Annotated in this window: 17 protein-coding genes; 10 read left to right on the top strand and 7 right to left on the bottom strand. The window is 62.1% G+C overall.

What is annotated here, in order from left to right; translation table 11 throughout:
* The first annotated feature begins 230 nt into the window (after positions 1-230).
* Positions 231-1,898 (top strand): energy-dependent translational throttle protein EttA, encoded by a 1,668-nt coding sequence (gene ettA, locus APH27_RS08680; RefSeq protein WP_060484563.1) that lies wholly within the window; start codon positions 231-233, stop codon positions 1,896-1,898.
* Positions 1,899-2,213: 315 nt separating this feature from the next.
* The gene (gene gdhA / locus APH27_RS08675; RefSeq protein ID WP_060484562.1) at positions 2,214-3,554 is read left to right on the top strand and encodes an NADP-specific glutamate dehydrogenase; all 1,341 of its coding nucleotides are present in this window, start codon (positions 2,214-2,216) and stop codon (positions 3,552-3,554) included.
* A gap of 122 nt (positions 3,555-3,676) precedes the next feature.
* Here gdhA and APH27_RS08670 read toward each other — a convergent pair whose 3' ends face one another.
* From APH27_RS08670 to APH27_RS08655, 4 genes are all read right to left on the bottom strand, one after another.
* Positions 3,677-4,174 carry a GreA/GreB family elongation factor gene (locus APH27_RS08670; RefSeq protein WP_060484561.1) on the bottom strand — a complete coding sequence of 166 codons (498 nt, stop codon included), beginning with the start codon at positions 4,172-4,174 and terminating at the stop codon, positions 3,677-3,679.
* An 83-nt stretch (positions 4,175-4,257) separates the two neighbouring features.
* Positions 4,258-4,611: a hypothetical protein gene (locus APH27_RS08665; RefSeq protein ID WP_060484560.1), complete on the bottom strand. Its 354-nt coding sequence runs from the start codon at positions 4,609-4,611 to the stop codon at positions 4,258-4,260.
* A gap of 139 nt (positions 4,612-4,750) precedes the next feature.
* Positions 4,751-6,604: a DUF4105 domain-containing protein gene (locus APH27_RS08660; RefSeq protein ID WP_027918260.1), complete on the bottom strand. Its 1,854-nt coding sequence runs from the start codon at positions 6,602-6,604 to the stop codon at positions 4,751-4,753.
* Between the two features lie 71 nt (positions 6,605-6,675).
* Complete coding sequence (locus APH27_RS08655) at positions 6,676-7,164, bottom strand: DUF3015 domain-containing protein (RefSeq protein WP_027918261.1); 489 nt, start codon at positions 7,162-7,164, stop codon at positions 6,676-6,678.
* A 251-nt stretch (positions 7,165-7,415) separates the two neighbouring features.
* Between APH27_RS08655 and APH27_RS08650 the strand changes: the two genes are divergently transcribed.
* The 5 genes from APH27_RS08650 (at position 7,416) to APH27_RS08630 (ending at position 12,200) form a co-directional block, all read left to right on the top strand.
* Positions 7,416-9,854, top strand: a complete 2,439-nt coding sequence (locus APH27_RS08650) for a Lon protease family protein (RefSeq protein ID WP_060484559.1) — start codon at positions 7,416-7,418, stop codon at positions 9,852-9,854.
* Positions 9,855-10,016: 162 nt separating this feature from the next.
* A complete protein-coding gene (locus tag APH27_RS08645) occupies positions 10,017-10,355 on the top strand; it encodes a hypothetical protein (protein WP_027918263.1) in 339 nt (112 codons plus the stop codon).
* Between the two features lie 108 nt (positions 10,356-10,463).
* Positions 10,464-10,952, top strand: coding sequence for a TIGR00645 family protein (locus APH27_RS08640; protein WP_003247486.1), 489 nt, complete (start codon positions 10,464-10,466; stop codon positions 10,950-10,952).
* A gap of 239 nt (positions 10,953-11,191) precedes the next feature.
* Positions 11,192-11,497 carry a DUF6482 family protein gene (locus APH27_RS08635; protein WP_027918264.1) on the top strand — a complete coding sequence of 102 codons (306 nt, stop codon included), beginning with the start codon at positions 11,192-11,194 and terminating at the stop codon, positions 11,495-11,497.
* Between the two features lie 85 nt (positions 11,498-11,582).
* Complete coding sequence (locus APH27_RS08630) at positions 11,583-12,200, top strand: FKBP-type peptidyl-prolyl cis-trans isomerase (protein ID WP_060484558.1); 618 nt, start codon at positions 11,583-11,585, stop codon at positions 12,198-12,200.
* A gap of 157 nt (positions 12,201-12,357) precedes the next feature.
* Here the strand turns inward: APH27_RS08630 and APH27_RS08625 are convergent, their stop codons facing one another.
* From APH27_RS08625 to APH27_RS08615, 3 genes are all read right to left on the bottom strand, one after another.
* Positions 12,358-12,603, bottom strand: a complete 246-nt coding sequence (locus APH27_RS08625; RefSeq protein ID WP_027918266.1) for a hypothetical protein — start codon at positions 12,601-12,603, stop codon at positions 12,358-12,360.
* Positions 12,604-12,684: 81 nt separating this feature from the next.
* Complete coding sequence (locus tag APH27_RS08620) at positions 12,685-13,026, bottom strand: zinc ribbon domain-containing protein YjdM (RefSeq protein WP_043208469.1); 342 nt, start codon at positions 13,024-13,026, stop codon at positions 12,685-12,687.
* A 183-nt stretch (positions 13,027-13,209) separates the two neighbouring features.
* A complete protein-coding gene (locus tag APH27_RS08615) occupies positions 13,210-14,178 on the bottom strand; it encodes a polyprenyl synthetase family protein (protein ID WP_027918268.1) in 969 nt (322 codons plus the stop codon).
* A 244-nt stretch (positions 14,179-14,422) separates the two neighbouring features.
* Between APH27_RS08615 and rplU the strand changes: the two genes are divergently transcribed.
* From rplU to cgtA, 3 genes are all read left to right on the top strand, one after another.
* Entirely contained in the window at positions 14,423-14,737 is a 315-nt protein-coding gene (gene rplU / locus APH27_RS08610) for a 50S ribosomal protein L21 (protein ID WP_003247466.1), read from the top strand.
* Positions 14,738-14,774: 37 nt separating this feature from the next.
* Positions 14,775-15,032 (top strand): 50S ribosomal protein L27, encoded by a 258-nt coding sequence (gene rpmA, locus APH27_RS08605; protein WP_003247464.1) that lies wholly within the window; start codon positions 14,775-14,777, stop codon positions 15,030-15,032.
* A gap of 188 nt (positions 15,033-15,220) precedes the next feature.
* A complete protein-coding gene (gene cgtA, locus APH27_RS08600) occupies positions 15,221-16,450 on the top strand; it encodes an Obg family GTPase CgtA (RefSeq protein WP_060484557.1) in 1,230 nt (409 codons plus the stop codon).
* Positions 16,451-16,516: the final 66 nt, after the last annotated feature.

Raw genomic sequence — 16,516 nt, 5'->3', positions numbered from 1 at the left:
CATGTGCTGTACCTGTGGGAGCGGCTTTAGCCGCGAAAGGGCCGGCACAGGCAACAAATGCCTCCCAGGATCACCAAGATCCCATCCCCACCCTCCGACCACCCTGTGCAACGCCGCGCGTTGGCGTAGAATGGTCGACTTTGTTCAATACACCCCGTAAATACATCCCCCTGGCCACGCTGCCGGGGCGATCGTCGATGTCTTTACCTATCTGATTAGAGGGCTTGGTTTTGGCTCAATACGTCTACACCATGCATCGGCTGAGCAAGGTCGTGCCGCCGAAGCGGGAAATTCTCAAGAACATTTCCCTGTCGTTCTTCCCAGGCGCCAAGATCGGCGTGCTCGGCCTGAACGGCGCCGGTAAATCGACCCTGCTGCGGATCATGGCGGGCGTCGACAAGGAATTCGACGGCGAAGCCCGTCCGATGCCCGACATCAACGTGGGTTACCTGCCACAGGAACCGCAACTGGACCCGAACAAGTCCGTGCGTGAAGTGGTCGAGGAAGCCGTCAGCGTGATCAAGGACGCCCAGGCTCGCCTGGACGAGGTCTACGCTGCCTACGCCGAGCCGGATGCCGACTTCGACAAGCTGGCCGCCGAACAGGCCAAGCTCGAAGCCATCCTGCAGGCCGCCGACGGCCACAACCTGGAGCGTCAGCTGGACGTCGCTGCCGACGCCCTGCGCCTGCCGGCCTGGGATGCCCGCATCGAACACCTGTCCGGTGGCGAGAAGCGCCGTGTGGCCCTGTGCCGCTTGCTGCTGTCGGCGCCCGACATGCTGCTGCTCGACGAACCGACCAACCACCTGGACGCCGACTCGGTAGCCTGGCTGGAGCGTTTCCTGCACGACTTCCCGGGCACCGTGGTAGCGATTACCCACGACCGTTACTTCCTCGACAACGTCGCCGGCTGGATCCTCGAGCTGGACCGCGGCGCCGGTATCCCGTACGAAGGCAACTACTCGGGCTGGCTGGAAGCCAAGTCGGACCGCCTGGCGCAGGAATCCAAGCAGCAGAGCGCCCACGAGAAGGCCATGAAAGAGGAACTGGAGTGGGTGCGCAAAGGCGCCAAGGCCCGCCAGTCCAAATCCAAGGCCCGCCTGCAGCGCTTCGAAGAAATGCAGTCGCAGGAATTCCAGAAGCGCAGCGAGACCAACGAGATCTACATCCCGGCCGGCCCGCGCCTGGGCGACAAGGTCATCGAGTTCAAGAACGTCACCAAGGGCTACGGCGATCGCGTGCTGATCGACAACCTGTCGTTCGCCATGCCAAAAGGCGCCATCGTCGGCGTGATCGGTGGTAACGGTGCCGGTAAGTCGACCCTGTTCCGCATGCTGATGGGCAAGGAACAACCGGACTCGGGCAGCATCGAGATCGGCGAAACCGTGCAGCTGGCGTGCGTGGACCAGAGCCGCGAAGACCTCGACGGTTCCAAGACCGTGTTCCAGCAGATCTCCGACGGTTCCGACCAGATCCGCATCGGTAGCTACGAGATCCCGTCGCGTACCTACGTTGGCCGCTTCAACTTCAAGGGTGGCGACCAGCAGAAGTTCGTCAAGGACCTGTCCGGTGGTGAGCGTGGCCGCCTGCACCTGGCCCTGACCCTGAAGGAGGGCGGCAACGTCCTGCTGCTCGACGAACCGTCCAACGACCTCGACGTCGAAACCCTGCGTTCGCTGGAAGAAGCCCTGCTGGACTTCCCGGGCGCCGCCATCGTGATTTCCCACGACCGTTGGTTCCTGGACCGTGTGGCCACTCACATTCTGGCGTACGAAAACGACTCGAACGTGGTGTTCTTCGAGGGCAACTACACCGAGTACGAAGCCGATCGCAAGAAGCGCCTGGGCGATGCCGCTGCCCAGCCGCACCGCGTACGGCACAAGAAGCTGGCCCAGTAAGCCGGTTTTCTGATGCACAGGAATGGGGCCCTTACCGGCCCCATTTTTGTGCCTGGCTGGAAAGTGCTGTTGGCCTCATTCGCGGGCAAGCCCGCTCCCACAGATAAGGCGCTGTAACCAAGTTTTGCATGACACCTGTGGGAGCGGGTTTACCCGCGAAGAGGCCCACCACTGAAGGGTGATTTTGTATACATTTATATAAAACGCACCAAATAATTTCAAAAAAACGACATTTCGCCCTATTCCGGTGCGATTGCTTCTTGGTACATTCCAGAAAAAACCAATAAGTCCAATCCTCTTGGTGAGATGTCTACCATGATCGAATCTGTCGACAATTTCCTTGCACGCCTGCAGCAACGCGACCCGGGCCAACCGGAATTCCACCAGGCGGTGGAAGAAGTGCTGCGCACCCTGTGGCCGTTCCTCGAAGCCAACCCTCACTACCTGCAGTCGGGCATCCTCGAGCGCATGGTCGAGCCTGAGCGCGCCGTGCTGTTCCGCGTGTCGTGGGTCGATGACCAGGGCAAGGTCCAGGTCAACCGCGGCTATCGCATCCAGATGAGCAGCGCCATCGGCCCTTACAAGGGCGGCCTGCGCTTCCACCCGTCGGTGAACCTGAGCGTGCTCAAGTTCCTGGCCTTCGAACAAGTGTTCAAGAACTCCCTCACCTCGCTGCCCATGGGTGGCGGCAAAGGTGGCTCGGACTTCGACCCGAAAGGCAAGAGCGATGCTGAAGTCATGCGCTTCTGCCAGGCCTTCATGAGCGAGCTGTACCGCCACATTGGCGCCGATTGCGACGTGCCGGCCGGTGACATCGGCGTCGGTGCCCGCGAGATCGGCTTCATGTTCGGCCAGTACAAGCGCCTGGCCAACCAGTTCACCTCTGTGCTGACCGGCAAGGGCATGACCTACGGCGGCAGCCTGATCCGCCCTGAAGCCACCGGCTACGGCTGTGTGTACTTCGCTGAAGAAATGCTCAAGCGCCAAGGCCTGCGTATCGACGGCCGCCGCGTGGCCATCTCCGGTTCCGGCAACGTCGCCCAGTACGCTGCACGCAAGGTCATGGACCTGGGTGGCAAGGTGATTTCGCTGTCCGACTCCGAAGGTACCCTGTACGCCGAAGCCGGCCTGACCGATGCCCAGTGGGATGCGCTGATGGAGCTGAAGAACGTCAAGCGCGGCCGCATCAGCGAACTGGCTGGCCAGTTTGGCCTGGAATTCCGCAAGGGCCAGACGCCGTGGAGCCTGCCGTGCGACATCGCACTGCCGTGCGCCACCCAGAACGAACTGGACATCGAAGACGCCCGTACCCTGCTGCGCAACGGCTGCATCTGCGTGGCCGAAGGTGCCAACATGCCGACCACCCTGGCTGCCGTGGACCTGTTCATCGAGGCCGGCATCCTGTACGCCCCGGGCAAGGCATCGAATGCCGGTGGCGTGGCGGTGTCGGGGCTGGAGATGTCGCAGAACGCCATGCGCCTGCTGTGGACTGCCGGTGAAGTGGACAGCAAGCTGCACAACATCATGCAGTCGATTCACCATGCTTGCGTGCATTACGGTCAAGAGGCCGATGGCAAGGTCAACTACGTCAAGGGTGCGAACATTGCCGGCTTCGTGAAAGTTGCCGATGCCATGCTGGCTCAGGGCGTGGTCTGATCCGAAGGCCTGGGGGCCGCTTCGCGGCCCATTCGCGACACAAGGCCGCTCCTACAGAAGTACGCGGCCCCTTGTAGGAGCGGCCTTGTGTCGCGAAAGGGCTGCAAAGCAGCCCCAATGGCCTAGACACTACTCCAGATTTCGAGCACTTCGATCATCTGATCCCCCGCCGGCCGCCGCCACAGCACTTCATCCCCAGGCCCGGCGCCAAGCAACGCCCGCCCCAGCGGCGACCCCCAGTTGATCATCCCGCGCCCGGCATCCGCCTCATCCTCGCCCACCAGCTGCACCACCTGCTCCTGGTCATGCTCGTCGACGAACCTGACCCGGCTACCTATCTGCACCTTGCTGCGCGATGTCGCCGCCGGCACCACCTGCGCGCTCTGCACCCGCGCGCTGAAATAGCGTAGGTCCCGCTCGGTATCGGCCAGGCGTTGCTTGTCACCGCGCTCGGCCTGGGCCTGCAACGCGCTGCGCAAGGCATTCAGCTCGCTCACGCGTTGTTGCAGCTGGCGCAGGCCGCTGGCGGTCACGTAATTGGGCTGGTCGCTGACGCGCCGCTCTACCGGCTGATCGGCCTGGGCGGCGGCCTGGTCTTCGTTGACGAATGCTCGGCTCATGCAATGGCCTCCTTGTACAGGAGACCAGCATGGCAGGCTGGCGGTTTCAGTGGATGTCAGTTTGCGACGCAGGCATGTTGGAATCAGCGGCGGTAGGCGCGGGCGGCGCCCTGGTCTTTCTCCTGCTGCCATTCGCGGTCACGCTCGTCCCAGAAGCGCTCGTGGTACTGGCGCTGCTCCTCGCTGTTCTGCATCGCGTGGCATTGGCGGAACCCATCGTCCCAGCCGGTTTCGTACTGGCGATTGTGCAGGTAACGCGGCACGTCTTTCTTGAAGTCGCCAACCATCAGGCCAGCCGCCTGGCGGCCGCTGCTGCAACCGTCCTGATAGCCGTCGGCGTAGGCGGGGGGATAACCGTGGTTGACCATCTGATCGTGGGTGGTTTCGCAACCCGCCAGCAACAACGCAATGCACAAGCCGAACCAGTACCGCGACATGACCACCTGGACCTTTGGGGAGATACCGCAAAGTCTAGGTGGCGATTTGTCGGCGAGCTGTCAAAACAGTGTCAAAGAGTCGGTTGGTTCACAGTGCTGTTGTTGTGCCGACTTGCCCGCGAAAGGCCGCAAAGCGGCCTCAATAGTGATACCACTTCACTTCGAGCATCACTTCATTCTGCGCTGTCGCCAGGTGGCTGAACTGGCGCGAAGCACTTAACCTCAGCCCCAGGTTCTGGCTGATCTCCCACTGCTGGTTCAGGCTCACACTGCGCCGCACCTCGCCATTGGTGAAGTAATCACCCTTGGCTTCCAGCGTCATGTTGCCCAGGCCGTTGCGCCACAGCAACCCACCGTTGAACCCCGTCGCCGGGGCGATGAACTGGGCGAAGTCGTTGTGGTGTTCGACCCGCAGCGTGCCCAGGGCAAAGCCCAGCAAGCCATCGGCCAGTTGCCAGGTGCCGCCGGCGCCGCCGTTTACATGGCTCACCAGCACCTCGTCGTCGTGTTTGCCAGGCACCCGCTCCAGGCCTCCGGCTACTTGCCAGGACCAAGGCTTGAGCAACGCGTTGCGCGGCGTCAGCGAGCGGATAGTGGCCAGGTCCAGGCGCTGTACCTGCCAGTCGTTGCCTTCGTACTGACGCACCTTGAGCTGCAGAATCTCGATCTGCGCGCCCAGCGGGAAGCCATAGGCGTTGTCGTTGAGGTCGTGGTAGGCCATGCGCAGGCCATATTCGGCGTAGGCGCGGTCTTCACGGGTACCGACGCCCAGCTGCCAGGTGCGCGAGTCATGGCCGTCCTCGGGCAAGCCAGGGCGTTCGATCTGCAACGCTGGCGGCGGGTTGCTGTTGATCGCCCGCAGCAGCTCGAAGCTGCGCTTGGCCTGGCCAGGGTCGCGCTCCTGGCCGTTGGCCCGGTAGCGTTCCAGGCGGTAAGCGGCATCCTGCACCAGCGCCTGGCGCTCGCGGGGCAGGGCTTTGAAATCGGCACTTTGCAATTGCGCGGTATCAGCACTGACGGCCAGTACCTGGCGCTTCTCGTCATGGTCCAGCGGCTCGGCCCGGGCCAGCAACTCGCGTTCGCGTGACGGGCGGTAGGTTTCGCTGGCGACCAGGCCAGACTGCTTCACCGCTTTTACCGTGTCGGTGGGGATGGCGGTGAGCGGGAACTGCGAGGTCAGGTCCAGGCTCGGCCGCGCCACTTGCAACAGCTCCAGCAGCCGGTAGGAGCAGTTTTCGTCGAAGAAGAAATAATCGAACTGGATCTGCTTAAGTTCCCAGACGTGCTCGACCATGCGCCCGGTTTCTTCCGGCGTCAGGTCCAGCTGGTATTCCCACAGGTCGCGGTTTTCCAGGCTGCGGTACTCGGAGAGCTTTTCCTGGTAAGGCATCAGCGCGAACAGGCCTGGGTAGCCACCCATCAGGCCCTTCCAGGCATACAGGATGCTGTTGTCGCTGCCTTCGATGTAGGCGCCAAAGTTGATTGCGTAACTCAGCAGCGTGGTGTCGTCGCTGCGGGTGGTGGACTGGTCGATGCGCAACAGGGTATGGCCGAACATCGATGACGGGCTGTTCAGGTAGGCCGCCGGGAAAATCAGCGCCGCGCTGTGCGGGTCGATCGACTGGTACCAGGTCTTGAATTCCTGGCAGTCCGGCTGCGGCAGGCCTTGCAGACCGAGCTGTTCACGCAGCCAGCGGGTGCGCGCGGGGAATACGCACTGGGCGTGCTTGTCACCCAGGCTGGCAGGTGCATACAGCGCTTCGACGGTGGCCTTGAGCTCCTGGTCGGGATGGTGTGCACCGTCCTCGGCGAGGAAGAAGGCGTCATCGTCCACATAGCTGCGCCAGCCACCGAGCTTGGCGGTTTCATAGTGGCCTAGGGCAATCCAGTAAGGGGTATTGGCCAGTTGCTGGATACGGCCTGGGTCCAGCACGGGCATGGCATGTACGGGGGCGCAGGCACACAGCGCCAGGGAAGCGAGGCGTTTGAGCATATCGGGCAACTACTTCTTGACGATGCCGAAAAAGGCGAAACCCGCCCCGTGAGGGGCGGGAGCAGCTGCACTCAGGCCTCGGTAGCGTATTTGGCCAGGCGTGGGTCGTTCTTCAGAACAGCGAGGGTGTTGCTGTGGACTGTTTCGGCAGTCACGTCGGCGCTGTTGAAGATCTGGTTGAAGTGCTGGTGGGTGACCGAGGCGAAGTAGCCGCGATCTTCCGGCGCCACACCGAGGACCACGGCGTAGGTGGTCAGGGCTTCGCCCTGGCCCATGGCCATGTCTTCGGACAGCTCGTTCATCATGCCGTTCATGGCGAACCAGGACTTGCCGCCGTAGGTCAGCGAAGCCTTGGTGGAGCAGCCGTTGGTACCGGAGGTCATGCCGAAGGTGGCGTTACCGGAGGTACCGTTGGTGGTGGAAGCCAGGAAGTGGGCCGGCGTACCGCGCTGGCCTTCGAACAGCATGTTGCCCCAGCCGCAGTTCGGGCCGCCCGGCGCTTCAGCGAGGGCGTTGAGCGAGACCACGGTGAACAGAGTACCCAGAAGAATCCGTTTCATAGCATTGTTCTCTTTGTCTTAACCAAGGGTCAGGGTTGTCTGGCAACGTGTTGCCAGGTCGGGAAAGCGTTTCACCCACCCGCGCAGCTTGGAGTTTAGGCATGATCTAAAGGTTGCGTTGTTGATTGCGAAAAATTTGCTTTTCCATGTCAGCGTCGCAGCTGCGACATAAAGTCCCGTGGAGCCTTGCAAGGCGCGCGCGGGCAGCGCCAGAATGCTCCGTATCTGCCCCGCCGAAGTAAGGAAACCCAATGCCCGATCCTGTCGCTGCGCGCCTGCGTCTCGCGCCTGAAGCCCTGACCCGGCGTTTCTCCCCCGAGCAGTTTGCCTTTACCAATACCGACGATCTGGAGCCGTTTCGCGGAGTCCTGGGCCAGGAGCGTGCTGTCGAGGCCCTGCAGTTCGGCGTGGCCATGCCGCGCCCTGGTTACAACGTGTACGTCATGGGCGAGCCAGGCACCGGTCGCTTCTCGTTCGTCAAGCGCTACCTCAAGGCCGAGGGCAAGCGCCAGCAAACCCCGGCCGACTGGCTCTACGTCAACCATTTCGACGACACCCGCGAGCCGCGTGCGCTGGAGCTGCCTTCGGGCAGCGCGGCCGAGTTCATCAGCGACATGGGCGGGTTGATCGACAACCTGCTGTCAACCTTCCCGGCGGTGTTCGAGCACCCGTCGTACCAGCAGAAGAAGGGCGCCATCGACCGCGCCTTCAACCAGCGTTACGACCGTGCCCTGGATGTGATCGAGCGCGCCTCGCTGGAAAAGGACGTGGCCCTGTACCGCGATGCCAGCAACGTCGCCTTTACCCCCATGGCCGACGGCAAGGCGCTGGACGAAGCCGAATTCGCCCAGTTGCCAGAAGAAGTCCGCGAGCAGTTCCATGAGGATATCGCCCTGCTCGAAGAGCGCCTCAACGAGGAACTGGCCAGCCTGCCGCAATGGAAGCGCGAGTCGAACAACCAGCTGCGTCAGCTCAACGAAGAAACCATTACCCTGGCCTTGCAGCCATTGCTGGCGCCGCTGTCGGAAAAGTACGCCGAGAACGCGGCGGTCTGCGCCTACCTGCAATCCGTGCAGCTCAACCTGCTGCGTACCGTAGTCGAACAGCTGGTTGAAGACAGCAAGACCGACGCTGCTGCGCGCAAGTTGCTCGAAGAGCAGTACGCGCCGAGCCTGGTGGTCGGCCACCACGCTGACGGTGGTGCGCCAGTGGTGTTCGAGCCGCACCCGACCTACGACAACCTGTTCGGCCGCATCGAATACAGCACCGACCAAGGGGCGCTGTACACTTCCTACCGGCAGTTGCGCCCTGGCGCGTTGCACCGCGCCAATGGCGGCTTCCTGATTCTCGAAGCCGAGAAGATGCTGGGCGAGCCATTCGTCTGGGACGCCCTCAAGCGCGCCCTGCAATCGCGCAAGCTGAAAATGGAGTCGCCGCTGGGCGAGCTGGGGCGTGTCGCCACGGTCAGCCTGACGCCGCAGATGATCCCGCTGAACGTCAAGCTGGTGATCATCGGTTCGCGCCAGCTGTACTACGCGCTGCAGGATCACGATCCGGACTTCCAGGAGATGTTCCGGGTGCTGGTCGACTTCGACGAAGACATGCCGATGGTCGACGAGAACCTCGAGCAGTTTGCCCAGCTGCTGCGCACCCGCACCAATGAAGAAGGCATGGCACCGCTGACCAGCGATGCGGTGGCGCGCCTGGCCACCTACAGCGCACGCCTGGCGGAAAACCAGTCGCGCCTTTCGGCACGCATCGGTGACCTGTTCCAGCTGGTCAGCGAGGCCGATTTCATCCGCCAGCTGGCCAGTGACGAGATGACCGACGCCGGTCACATCGAGCGTGCGCTCAAGGCCAAGGCCACTCGCACCGGGCGTGTCTCGCAGCGCGTGCTCGATGACATGCTCGCCGGCATCATCCTGATCGACAGCGAAGGCGCGGCCATTGGCAAGTGCAACGGCCTGACCGTGCTGGAAGTCGGCGATTCGGCGTTCGGCATGCCAGCGCGCATTTCCGCCACCGTCTACCCGGGCGGCAGCGGCATCGTCGACATCGAACGCGAAGTCAACCTCGGCCAGCCGATCCACTCCAAGGGGGTAATGATCCTCACCGGGTACCTGGGCAGCCGCTATGCCCAGGAATTCCCCTTGGCGATTTCCGCGAGCATCGCCCTGGAGCAGTCCTACGGCTATGTCGATGGCGACAGCGCCTCGCTGGGCGAAGCGTGCACGCTGATCTCGGCGTTGTCGCGCACGCCGCTCAAGCAGTGCTTCGCCATTACCGGTTCGATCAACCAGTTTGGTGAAGTGCAGGCGGTGGGTGGGGTCAACGAGAAGATCGAAGGCTTCTTCCGCCTCTGCGAGGCACGCGGCCTGACGGGCGAGCAGGGGGTGATCATTCCGCGCGCCAACGTCGCCACGCTGATGCTTGACGAGCGCGTGCTGCAGGCAGTGGAAAACGGCATGTTCCATGTCTATGCCGTAAGCCAGGCTGACGAGGCGCTGAGCCTGCTGGTGGGCGAGGAGGCCGGGGTGCTGGACGAAAAAGGCCAGTTCACCGAGGGCAGCGTCAATGCCAGGGTGGTCGAGCGCCTGCGTGAGATTGCCGAAATGATCGGCGAGGAAGAAATCGAGAAGGCAGAAAAGGAACGCCTGGAAGAGGTGATTGCCCAGGCCAAACCGGCCTGAGTCAATAAAACGGCGCTGGCGGCCATGTGCTACCGTTCAGCGCCGGTTTTCCATCTTTTTGTGCTGTTCTTCTATGCTGGAACTTAAGGACGGTATCAGGGTTCAGGATGGAAACAGCCTGGTTTTCAGGCTGAACAGGGCTTATTGGAGGGGGACGCGGCCATGCGCAACCTCAGCCTTACTCGCCAGTGCCTGGGCCTGGTGACCCGTATCGAATGCAGCATCCGCCCACTGGCCGGCGACAATGGCATGTGGACCTTGCTGTTTGCCGCCGGCATGGCCGGTGAACAACCTTCGGCGATCAAGGCCCAAGGGCCGTTCCATGGGCCGATGGTTGCCGAGTCCGTGCTCAGTGCCATCGTCGACAGCCTGACCCTGCATGGGTACCAGGTAGCCGATGATCCACAGATCTGGTGCCTGCACTTGCAGGCTCAGTTGCGCCGGATCAACGGCGAGCGTTGTCGGAACCTGGGGGATTACCAGTTCCACCCTGAAACCTGAATACACATTCCTGGCGGTGCGGCATCCAGCCGCAGGCTTTTGCTGTCACAGGTGGCTGGCTATACTCGCGGCCGATTTTCCAGTCACCTGACGAGTCCAAAACCCTCCATGGAACGTATTCTCGAAAACGCGATGTATGCTTCGCGCTGGCTGCTCGCTCCCATCTACTTCGGTCTGTCCCTCGGCCTGCTGGCCCTGGCGCTGAAGTTCTTCCAGGAAGTTGTCCACGTCCTGCCCAACGTCTTCGCCCTGAGCGAGGCCGATCTGATCCTGGTCATCCTGTCGCTGATCGACATGTCGCTGGTTGGCGGCCTGCTGGTCATGGTGATGATTTCCGGCTACGAGAACTTCGTGTCGCAGCTGGACATCGACGAGAGCAAGGAGAAGCTCAACTGGCTGGGCAAGATGGACTCTTCGTCGCTGAAGATGAAGGTAGCCGCTTCGATCGTGGCGATTTCTTCCATCCATCTGCTGCGGGTGTTCATGGATGCGCAGAACATCTCCACCGATTACCTGATGTGGTACGTGATCATCCACATGACCTTCGTGGTCTCGGCCTTCTGCATGGGCTACCTGGACAAGCTGACCAAGCACTGACGGCTGGCGCACTCCTTGTAGGAGCGGCCTTGCGTCGCGAAAGGGCCGCAATGCGGCCCCGGCTATCTGTTGCGAAGTTGAAAAACCGGGCTGCTGCGCAGCCGTTCGCGACACAAGGCCGCTCCTACAGGGCGTGCGCAACGTTGAACTGACGAGCGGCGTCAGGAATGCCTTGTGCAATTTCTGCATCCGTACAAAAAATGAGCACTCATGCGTGGTTCCCAAAGCGAGGTGCTCTCATGAACCTGCATCAGCTCAATACCGAGGCCAGGGCCGGCCATGTCGACGAAGTGAACCTGATCGCCATCGAAGGCGGCGATTACCTCCTGGAGGCCCGGGTCAAAGGCCATCCCCATCCCCTGTCCGATACCCGCGGTGAACGCTTGCGCGTGCACTCGGTGGAGGATGCGCGCAAGCTGCTGCAGACCATCCCGATGGTGTCGATGAACCTCGTGCACTGGTCGGTGCAGGACGAGATGTGCGGCATGGGCACGCACCCGCAAGAAGACCTGAAGGTGCCGATTTCCCAGCGTTCGGCCTGGTAGCTGCTCGCGGCGCCCCAGTGTGCTAGGCTGCTCGCCCTTTTCATCAAGGGCGCGGCTGCACTGCGCCCTGCAGTGGAGCACGATAATGTCCGAACTCAACCTGTCTACCGACGAAACTCGCGTCAGCTACGGCATCGGCCGTCAGCTGGGCGGCCAGCTGCGTGACAACCCGCCACCAGGTGTAAGCCTGGAAGCCATCCTGGCCGGCCTGACCGACGCCTTCAACGGCGCCGACAGCCGCGTCAGCGAAGCCGACCTGTCGGCCAGCTTCAAGGTCATCCGCGACCTGATGCAAGCCGAAGCTGCCGCCAAGGCTGAAGCCGCTGCTGCCGCTGGCAAGGAATTCCTGGCCGAGAACGCCAAGCGTGACGGCATCACCACCCTGGCTTCGGGCCTGCAGTTCGAAGTGCTGACCGCAGGTGAAGGCGCCAAGCCGACCCGCGAAAGCAACGTGCGTACCCACTACCACGGCACGCTGATCGACGGCACCGTGTTCGACAGCTCCTACGACCGTGGTCAGCCGGCTGAATTCCCGGTTGGTGGCGTGATCGCTGGCTGGACCGAAGCCCTGCAGTTGATGAACGCCGGCAGCAAATGGCGCCTGTACGTGCCAAGCGAGCTGGCCTACGGCGCTCAAGGCGTAGGTAGCATCCCGCCGCACAGCGTGCTGGTGTTCGACGTCGAGCTGCTCGACGTTCTGTAATACCGCTGGGGCCGCTTTGCGGCCCATTCGCGGGCAAGTCGGGGCGCCGAACCGCCGCTCCCACAGGTATCGCACAAGGCCTGAATCCTCTGTGATACCTGTGGGAGCGGCGGTTCGGCGCCCCGACTTGCCCGCGAAGAGGCCGGCGCTGCCAGCCTCAATTCCAGTCTGATCCCCCAGGGCGCAACGCCCGCGCATAGCAGAACAGAAACAAATTCCGCACCAGCTCCTTGAGCACCACTGGCTCACTCGAATTCAGCCCGTCCAGATCCAGGTCTCCCTGGTCGCGCAGCTCGTCCAGTGCTTCTTCTTCGAGCACCGCGCACACCTCACCGGTTTCCCGGTGGAGGATGCGCAGGTAAGGGTGGGGGCGGTCCAGCCAGGCGTCGATCAGATAAGTCATGGCTATTCTCCTTGGAAAGCGGTTCCAATGAGAATAATTCTTATTATCAGAATAGCAAGCGCCAATTGGCGGATTTTGTAATCAGACCTTACGCACGAATTCCGACTTCAGCTTCATGGCGCCGATGCCGTCGATCTTACAGTCGATGTCGTGGTCGCCGTCGCACAGGCGGATGTTCTTGACCTTGGTGCCGACCTTGACCACCAGGGACGAGCCCTTGACCTTGAGGTCCTTGATCACGGTAACGGTATCGCCATCCTGCAGGACGTTGCCGACCGAATCCTTCTTCACCACGTCATCGCTGGCGGCTTCGGCTTCGCCATTGGCCGACCACTCGTGGGCGCACTCCGGGCAGATGAGCTGGGTGCCATCCTCGTAGGTGTATTCGGAGTTGCATTTTGGGCAGGGAGGCAGAGTGCTCACTTCGGATCCTTAAAACAGACAGGCGGTTAAAAGCCCACATTGTATGAGGTTTTGCGCTCGAAGTGTTTTTGTCCGGACAAAAGCTTCGCGGGCAAGCCCGCTCCCACAGAATCTGCGCGGCCATCGAGGCTTGTGCAGTGCCTGTGGGAGCGGGCTTGCCCGCGAATAAGGCGATTCGGTCTGTCAGTGAGTACGCGCGACGGCAAACTCGCTCAGCTCGACCAGCGCATCCCGGTATTCGCTGGCTGGCAGCACTTCCAGGCAAGCGATGGCACGCTTGACGTAGTCACGCGCCAGCTCGGCGGTGTACTTCAGGGCGCCCGAAGCCTCGACGGCTTCGCGAATCTGCTCCAGGTCCTCCAGGCCACCTTTCTGAATCGCCTTGCGCACCAGTGCAGCCTGTTCAGGCGTGCCTTCGCGCATGGTGTAGATCAGTGGCAGGGTAGGCTTGCCTTCGGCCAGGTCATCGCCGACATTCTTGCCCAGGGCTTCAGCATCGCCTTCGTAGTCGAGCAGGTCGTCGACCAGCTGGAAGGCCACGCCCAGGTGGTCGCCAAAGGTGCGCAGGGCTTCGCGCTGCTCTTCGCTGGCTTCGGCCAGCGCTGCGGCGCTGTGGGTCGAGGCCTCGAACAGCATCGCCGTCTTGCCGCGGATGACGTCCATGTAGACCTCTTCGGTGGTGCTGGCATCGCGTACCCGCGACAGCTGCAGCACTTCGCCCTCGGCGATTACCCGGGTGGCCTTGGAGAGGATCTGCATGACCGGCATCGAGCCCAGTTCGACCATCATCTCGAACGAGCGCGAATAGAGGAAGTCGCCCACCAGCACGCTTGGCGCGTTGCCCCACAGCGCATTGGCGGTGGAACGGCCACGGCGCATGCCAGACATGTCGACCACATCGTCGTGCAGCAGGGTGGCGGTGTGCAGGAATTCGATGGTCGCGGCCAGCAGGCGCAGGTCGGCGCCCTCGCGGCCCAGGGCCTTGCCGCACAGCAGGACCAGCAGCGGACGCAGGCGCTTGCCCCCGGCAGAGGTGATATAGTCGCCGATCTTCGATACCAGCGGCACGCGCGAGGTCAGCTGCTTCTTGATGATCTCGTCGACGGCGCTGAAATCTTCAGCTACCGCGCGGTAGAAGGTTTGGGGTTGCATCGGCTGCTCCAGTGAGGTTGCGCGGCATGCTAGGTCGCGGGTTCCGGTGTGTCAAGGCGCGGTGCCGGCCGCCCGGGGCCGGGACTTGCAAGCAAAACCTGGGTTGCGTACAATCGCGCACCCTAACTTCCTGGGCAGCACCTGCCTTACGCAATTGCACAGGGCCGTTCCAGCCCCATGCAGCCATGCCAGCCAATACTCATCATATAAAGCGCTGGGTGAGCAGGATTATCGGAGAAATACCATGTCTTACGCAGTAATCGTTACCGGCGGCAAGCAGTACAAAGTCGCTGAAGGTGAATTCCTCAAGATCGAAAAACTGGAAGTCGCCACTGGCGAATCCGTGACCTTCGATCGCGTTCTGCTGGTTGCCAACGGTGAAGAAGTCACCATCGGCGCACCAGTCGTCGCCGGCGCTAAAGTGGTTGCCGAAGTCGTTTCGCAAGGCCGTCACGACAAGGTTCGCATCATCAAGTTCCGTCGTCGTAAGCACCACATGAAGCGTATGGGCCACCGCCAGTGGTTCACCGAGATCAAAATCACCGGTATCCAGGCTTAATCGCCCGGTTCCCCTGAATTTATTTGGAGATTGAACCATGGCTCACAAGAAGGCTGGTGGTAGTACTCGTAACGGTCGCGACTCAGAATCGAAACGCCTTGGCGTGAAGATGTATGGCGGCCAGGTTATCAAACCAGGCAACATCATCGTCCGTCAGCGCGGCACCGAATTCCACGCTGGCTACGGCGTTGGCATGGGCAAGGATCACACCTTGTTCGCCAAGATCGAAGGCGTGATCAAGTTCGAGAAGAAAGGCGAGTTCATGCGCCGTTACGTGAGCATCGTCGCCGCTTAATCGCGACGTCGCTCCAGAAGCCCCGTCATGCGACGGGGCTTTTTCGTTTGTGGTGAGCCTCTTGCAAAGCTGTTTGTATGGGCTGCCGGCGTGGGTTTCTTCGGTCGTACGGGGCCGCCGCGCTCATTTTTGCAAGAGCCTCAGGTTTTTCAGTATTCAACTCGCCCGCAGGCGAGAGGCGGTTTCCAATGAAGTTTGTTGACGAAGTATCCATTCGGGTCAAAGCCGGTGACGGCGGTAACGGTTGCATGAGCTTCCGCCGCGAGAAGTTCATCGAGAACGGCGGCCCCAACGGCGGCGACGGTGGTGACGGTGGCTCGGTGTACATGGTGGCCGACGAAAACCTCAACACCCTGGTCGACTATCGCTACACCCGTCACCACGAAGCCCAGCGCGGCTCCAATGGCGGCAGCACCGACTGCACCGGCAAGAAGGGCGATGACCTGTTCCTGCGCGTACCGGTCGGCACCACGGTGATCGACGCCTCGACCCAGGAAGTGATCGGTGACCTGATCACCCACGGGCAGAAGCTGATGGTCGCCCAAGGTGGCTGGCACGGCCTGGGCAACACCCGTTTCAAGTCCAGCACCAACCGTGCGCCGCGCCAGACCACTCCAGGCAAGCCGGGTGACCAGCGCGACCTGAAGATGGAAATGAAGGTATTGGCCGACGTTGGCCTGCTGGGCCTGCCGAACGCCGGCAAGAGCACCTTCATCCGTTCGGTTTCGGCGGCCAAGCCGAAAGTGGCCGACTACCCGTTCACTACCCTGGTGCCAAACCTGGGCGTAGTCAGCGTCGACCGCTGGAAGAGCTTCGTCATCGCCGACATCCCTGGCCTGATCGAAGGCGCTTCCGACGGTGCCGGCCTGGGCATCCGCTTCCTCAAGCACCTGGCGCGTACCCGCGTGCTGCTGCACCTGGTGGACATCGCCCCGCTGGACGAAAGCAGCCCGGCCGATGCCGCTGAAGTGATCGTCAACGAGCTGACCCGCTTCAGCCCGTCGCTGGCCGAGCGTGAGCGTTGGCTGGTGCTGAACAAGGCGGACATGGTCATGGACGACGAGCGTGATGAGCGTGTTCAGGAAGTGATCGATCGCCTGGAGTGGGAAGGCCCGGTCTACGTGATCTCGGCTATCTCCAAGCAGGGCACCGACAAGCTCAGCCACGACCTGATGCGCTACCTCGAAGACCGCGCCGACCGCCTGGCCAATGACCCGGCCTACGCCGAAGAGCTGGCCGACCTCGACCAGCGCATCGAAGACGAAGCCCGTGCCCAGCTGCAGGCCCTGGACGACGCCCGTACCCTGCGTCGCACGGGTGTCAAGAGCGTGCACGACATTGGCGACGACGACGATGCCTGGGACGATGATTTCGAGGACGACGAAGACGGCCCGGAAATCATTTACGTGCGCGACTGATCGGTTGCAGTACACTAAACGCCGCTCTCAGGAGCGGCGTTTTTGTATCCACGGTATCTACAGATT

It is taken from the genome of Pseudomonas sp. NBRC 111123, assembly GCF_001320205.1.
Classification (GTDB): domain Bacteria; phylum Pseudomonadota; class Gammaproteobacteria; order Pseudomonadales; family Pseudomonadaceae; genus Aquipseudomonas; species Aquipseudomonas putida_J.
The sequence above is the reverse complement of the archived record's forward strand: the minus strand, read 5'-3'. Positions and strand labels throughout refer to the sequence as shown.

What these genes read in the sequence shown, in the direction of transcription:
- gdhA (WP_060484562.1), top strand. Translation starts at nt 2,214, where the DNA reads ATGATCGAATCTGTCGACAATTTCCTTGCACGCCTGCAGCAACGCGAC.
- APH27_RS08645 (WP_027918263.1), top strand. Translation starts at nt 10,017, where the DNA reads ATGCGCAACCTCAGCCTTACTCGCCAGTGCCTGGGCCTGGTGACCCGT.
- APH27_RS08650 (WP_060484559.1), top strand. Translation starts at nt 7,416, where the DNA reads ATGCCCGATCCTGTCGCTGCGCGCCTGCGTCTCGCGCCTGAAGCCCTG.
- APH27_RS08655 (WP_027918261.1), bottom strand. Translation starts at nt 7,164, where the DNA reads ATGAAACGGATTCTTCTGGGTACTCTGTTCACCGTGGTCTCGCTCAAC.
- rpmA (WP_003247464.1), top strand. Translation starts at nt 14,775, where the DNA reads ATGGCTCACAAGAAGGCTGGTGGTAGTACTCGTAACGGTCGCGACTCA.
- APH27_RS08665 (WP_060484560.1), bottom strand. Translation starts at nt 4,611, where the DNA reads ATGTCGCGGTACTGGTTCGGCTTGTGCATTGCGTTGTTGCTGGCGGGT.
- APH27_RS08615 (WP_027918268.1), bottom strand. Translation starts at nt 14,178, where the DNA reads ATGCAACCCCAAACCTTCTACCGCGCGGTAGCTGAAGATTTCAGCGCC.
- APH27_RS08630 (WP_060484558.1), top strand. Translation starts at nt 11,583, where the DNA reads ATGTCCGAACTCAACCTGTCTACCGACGAAACTCGCGTCAGCTACGGC.
- cgtA (WP_060484557.1), top strand. Translation starts at nt 15,221, where the DNA reads ATGAAGTTTGTTGACGAAGTATCCATTCGGGTCAAAGCCGGTGACGGC.
- APH27_RS08660 (WP_027918260.1), bottom strand. Translation starts at nt 6,604, where the DNA reads ATGCTCAAACGCCTCGCTTCCCTGGCGCTGTGTGCCTGCGCCCCCGTA.
- APH27_RS08640 (WP_003247486.1), top strand. Translation starts at nt 10,464, where the DNA reads ATGGAACGTATTCTCGAAAACGCGATGTATGCTTCGCGCTGGCTGCTC.
- APH27_RS08670 (WP_060484561.1), bottom strand. Translation starts at nt 4,174, where the DNA reads ATGAGCCGAGCATTCGTCAACGAAGACCAGGCCGCCGCCCAGGCCGAT.
- rplU (WP_003247466.1), top strand. Translation starts at nt 14,423, where the DNA reads ATGTCTTACGCAGTAATCGTTACCGGCGGCAAGCAGTACAAAGTCGCT.
- APH27_RS08625 (WP_027918266.1), bottom strand. Translation starts at nt 12,603, where the DNA reads ATGACTTATCTGATCGACGCCTGGCTGGACCGCCCCCACCCTTACCTG.
- APH27_RS08635 (WP_027918264.1), top strand. Translation starts at nt 11,192, where the DNA reads ATGAACCTGCATCAGCTCAATACCGAGGCCAGGGCCGGCCATGTCGAC.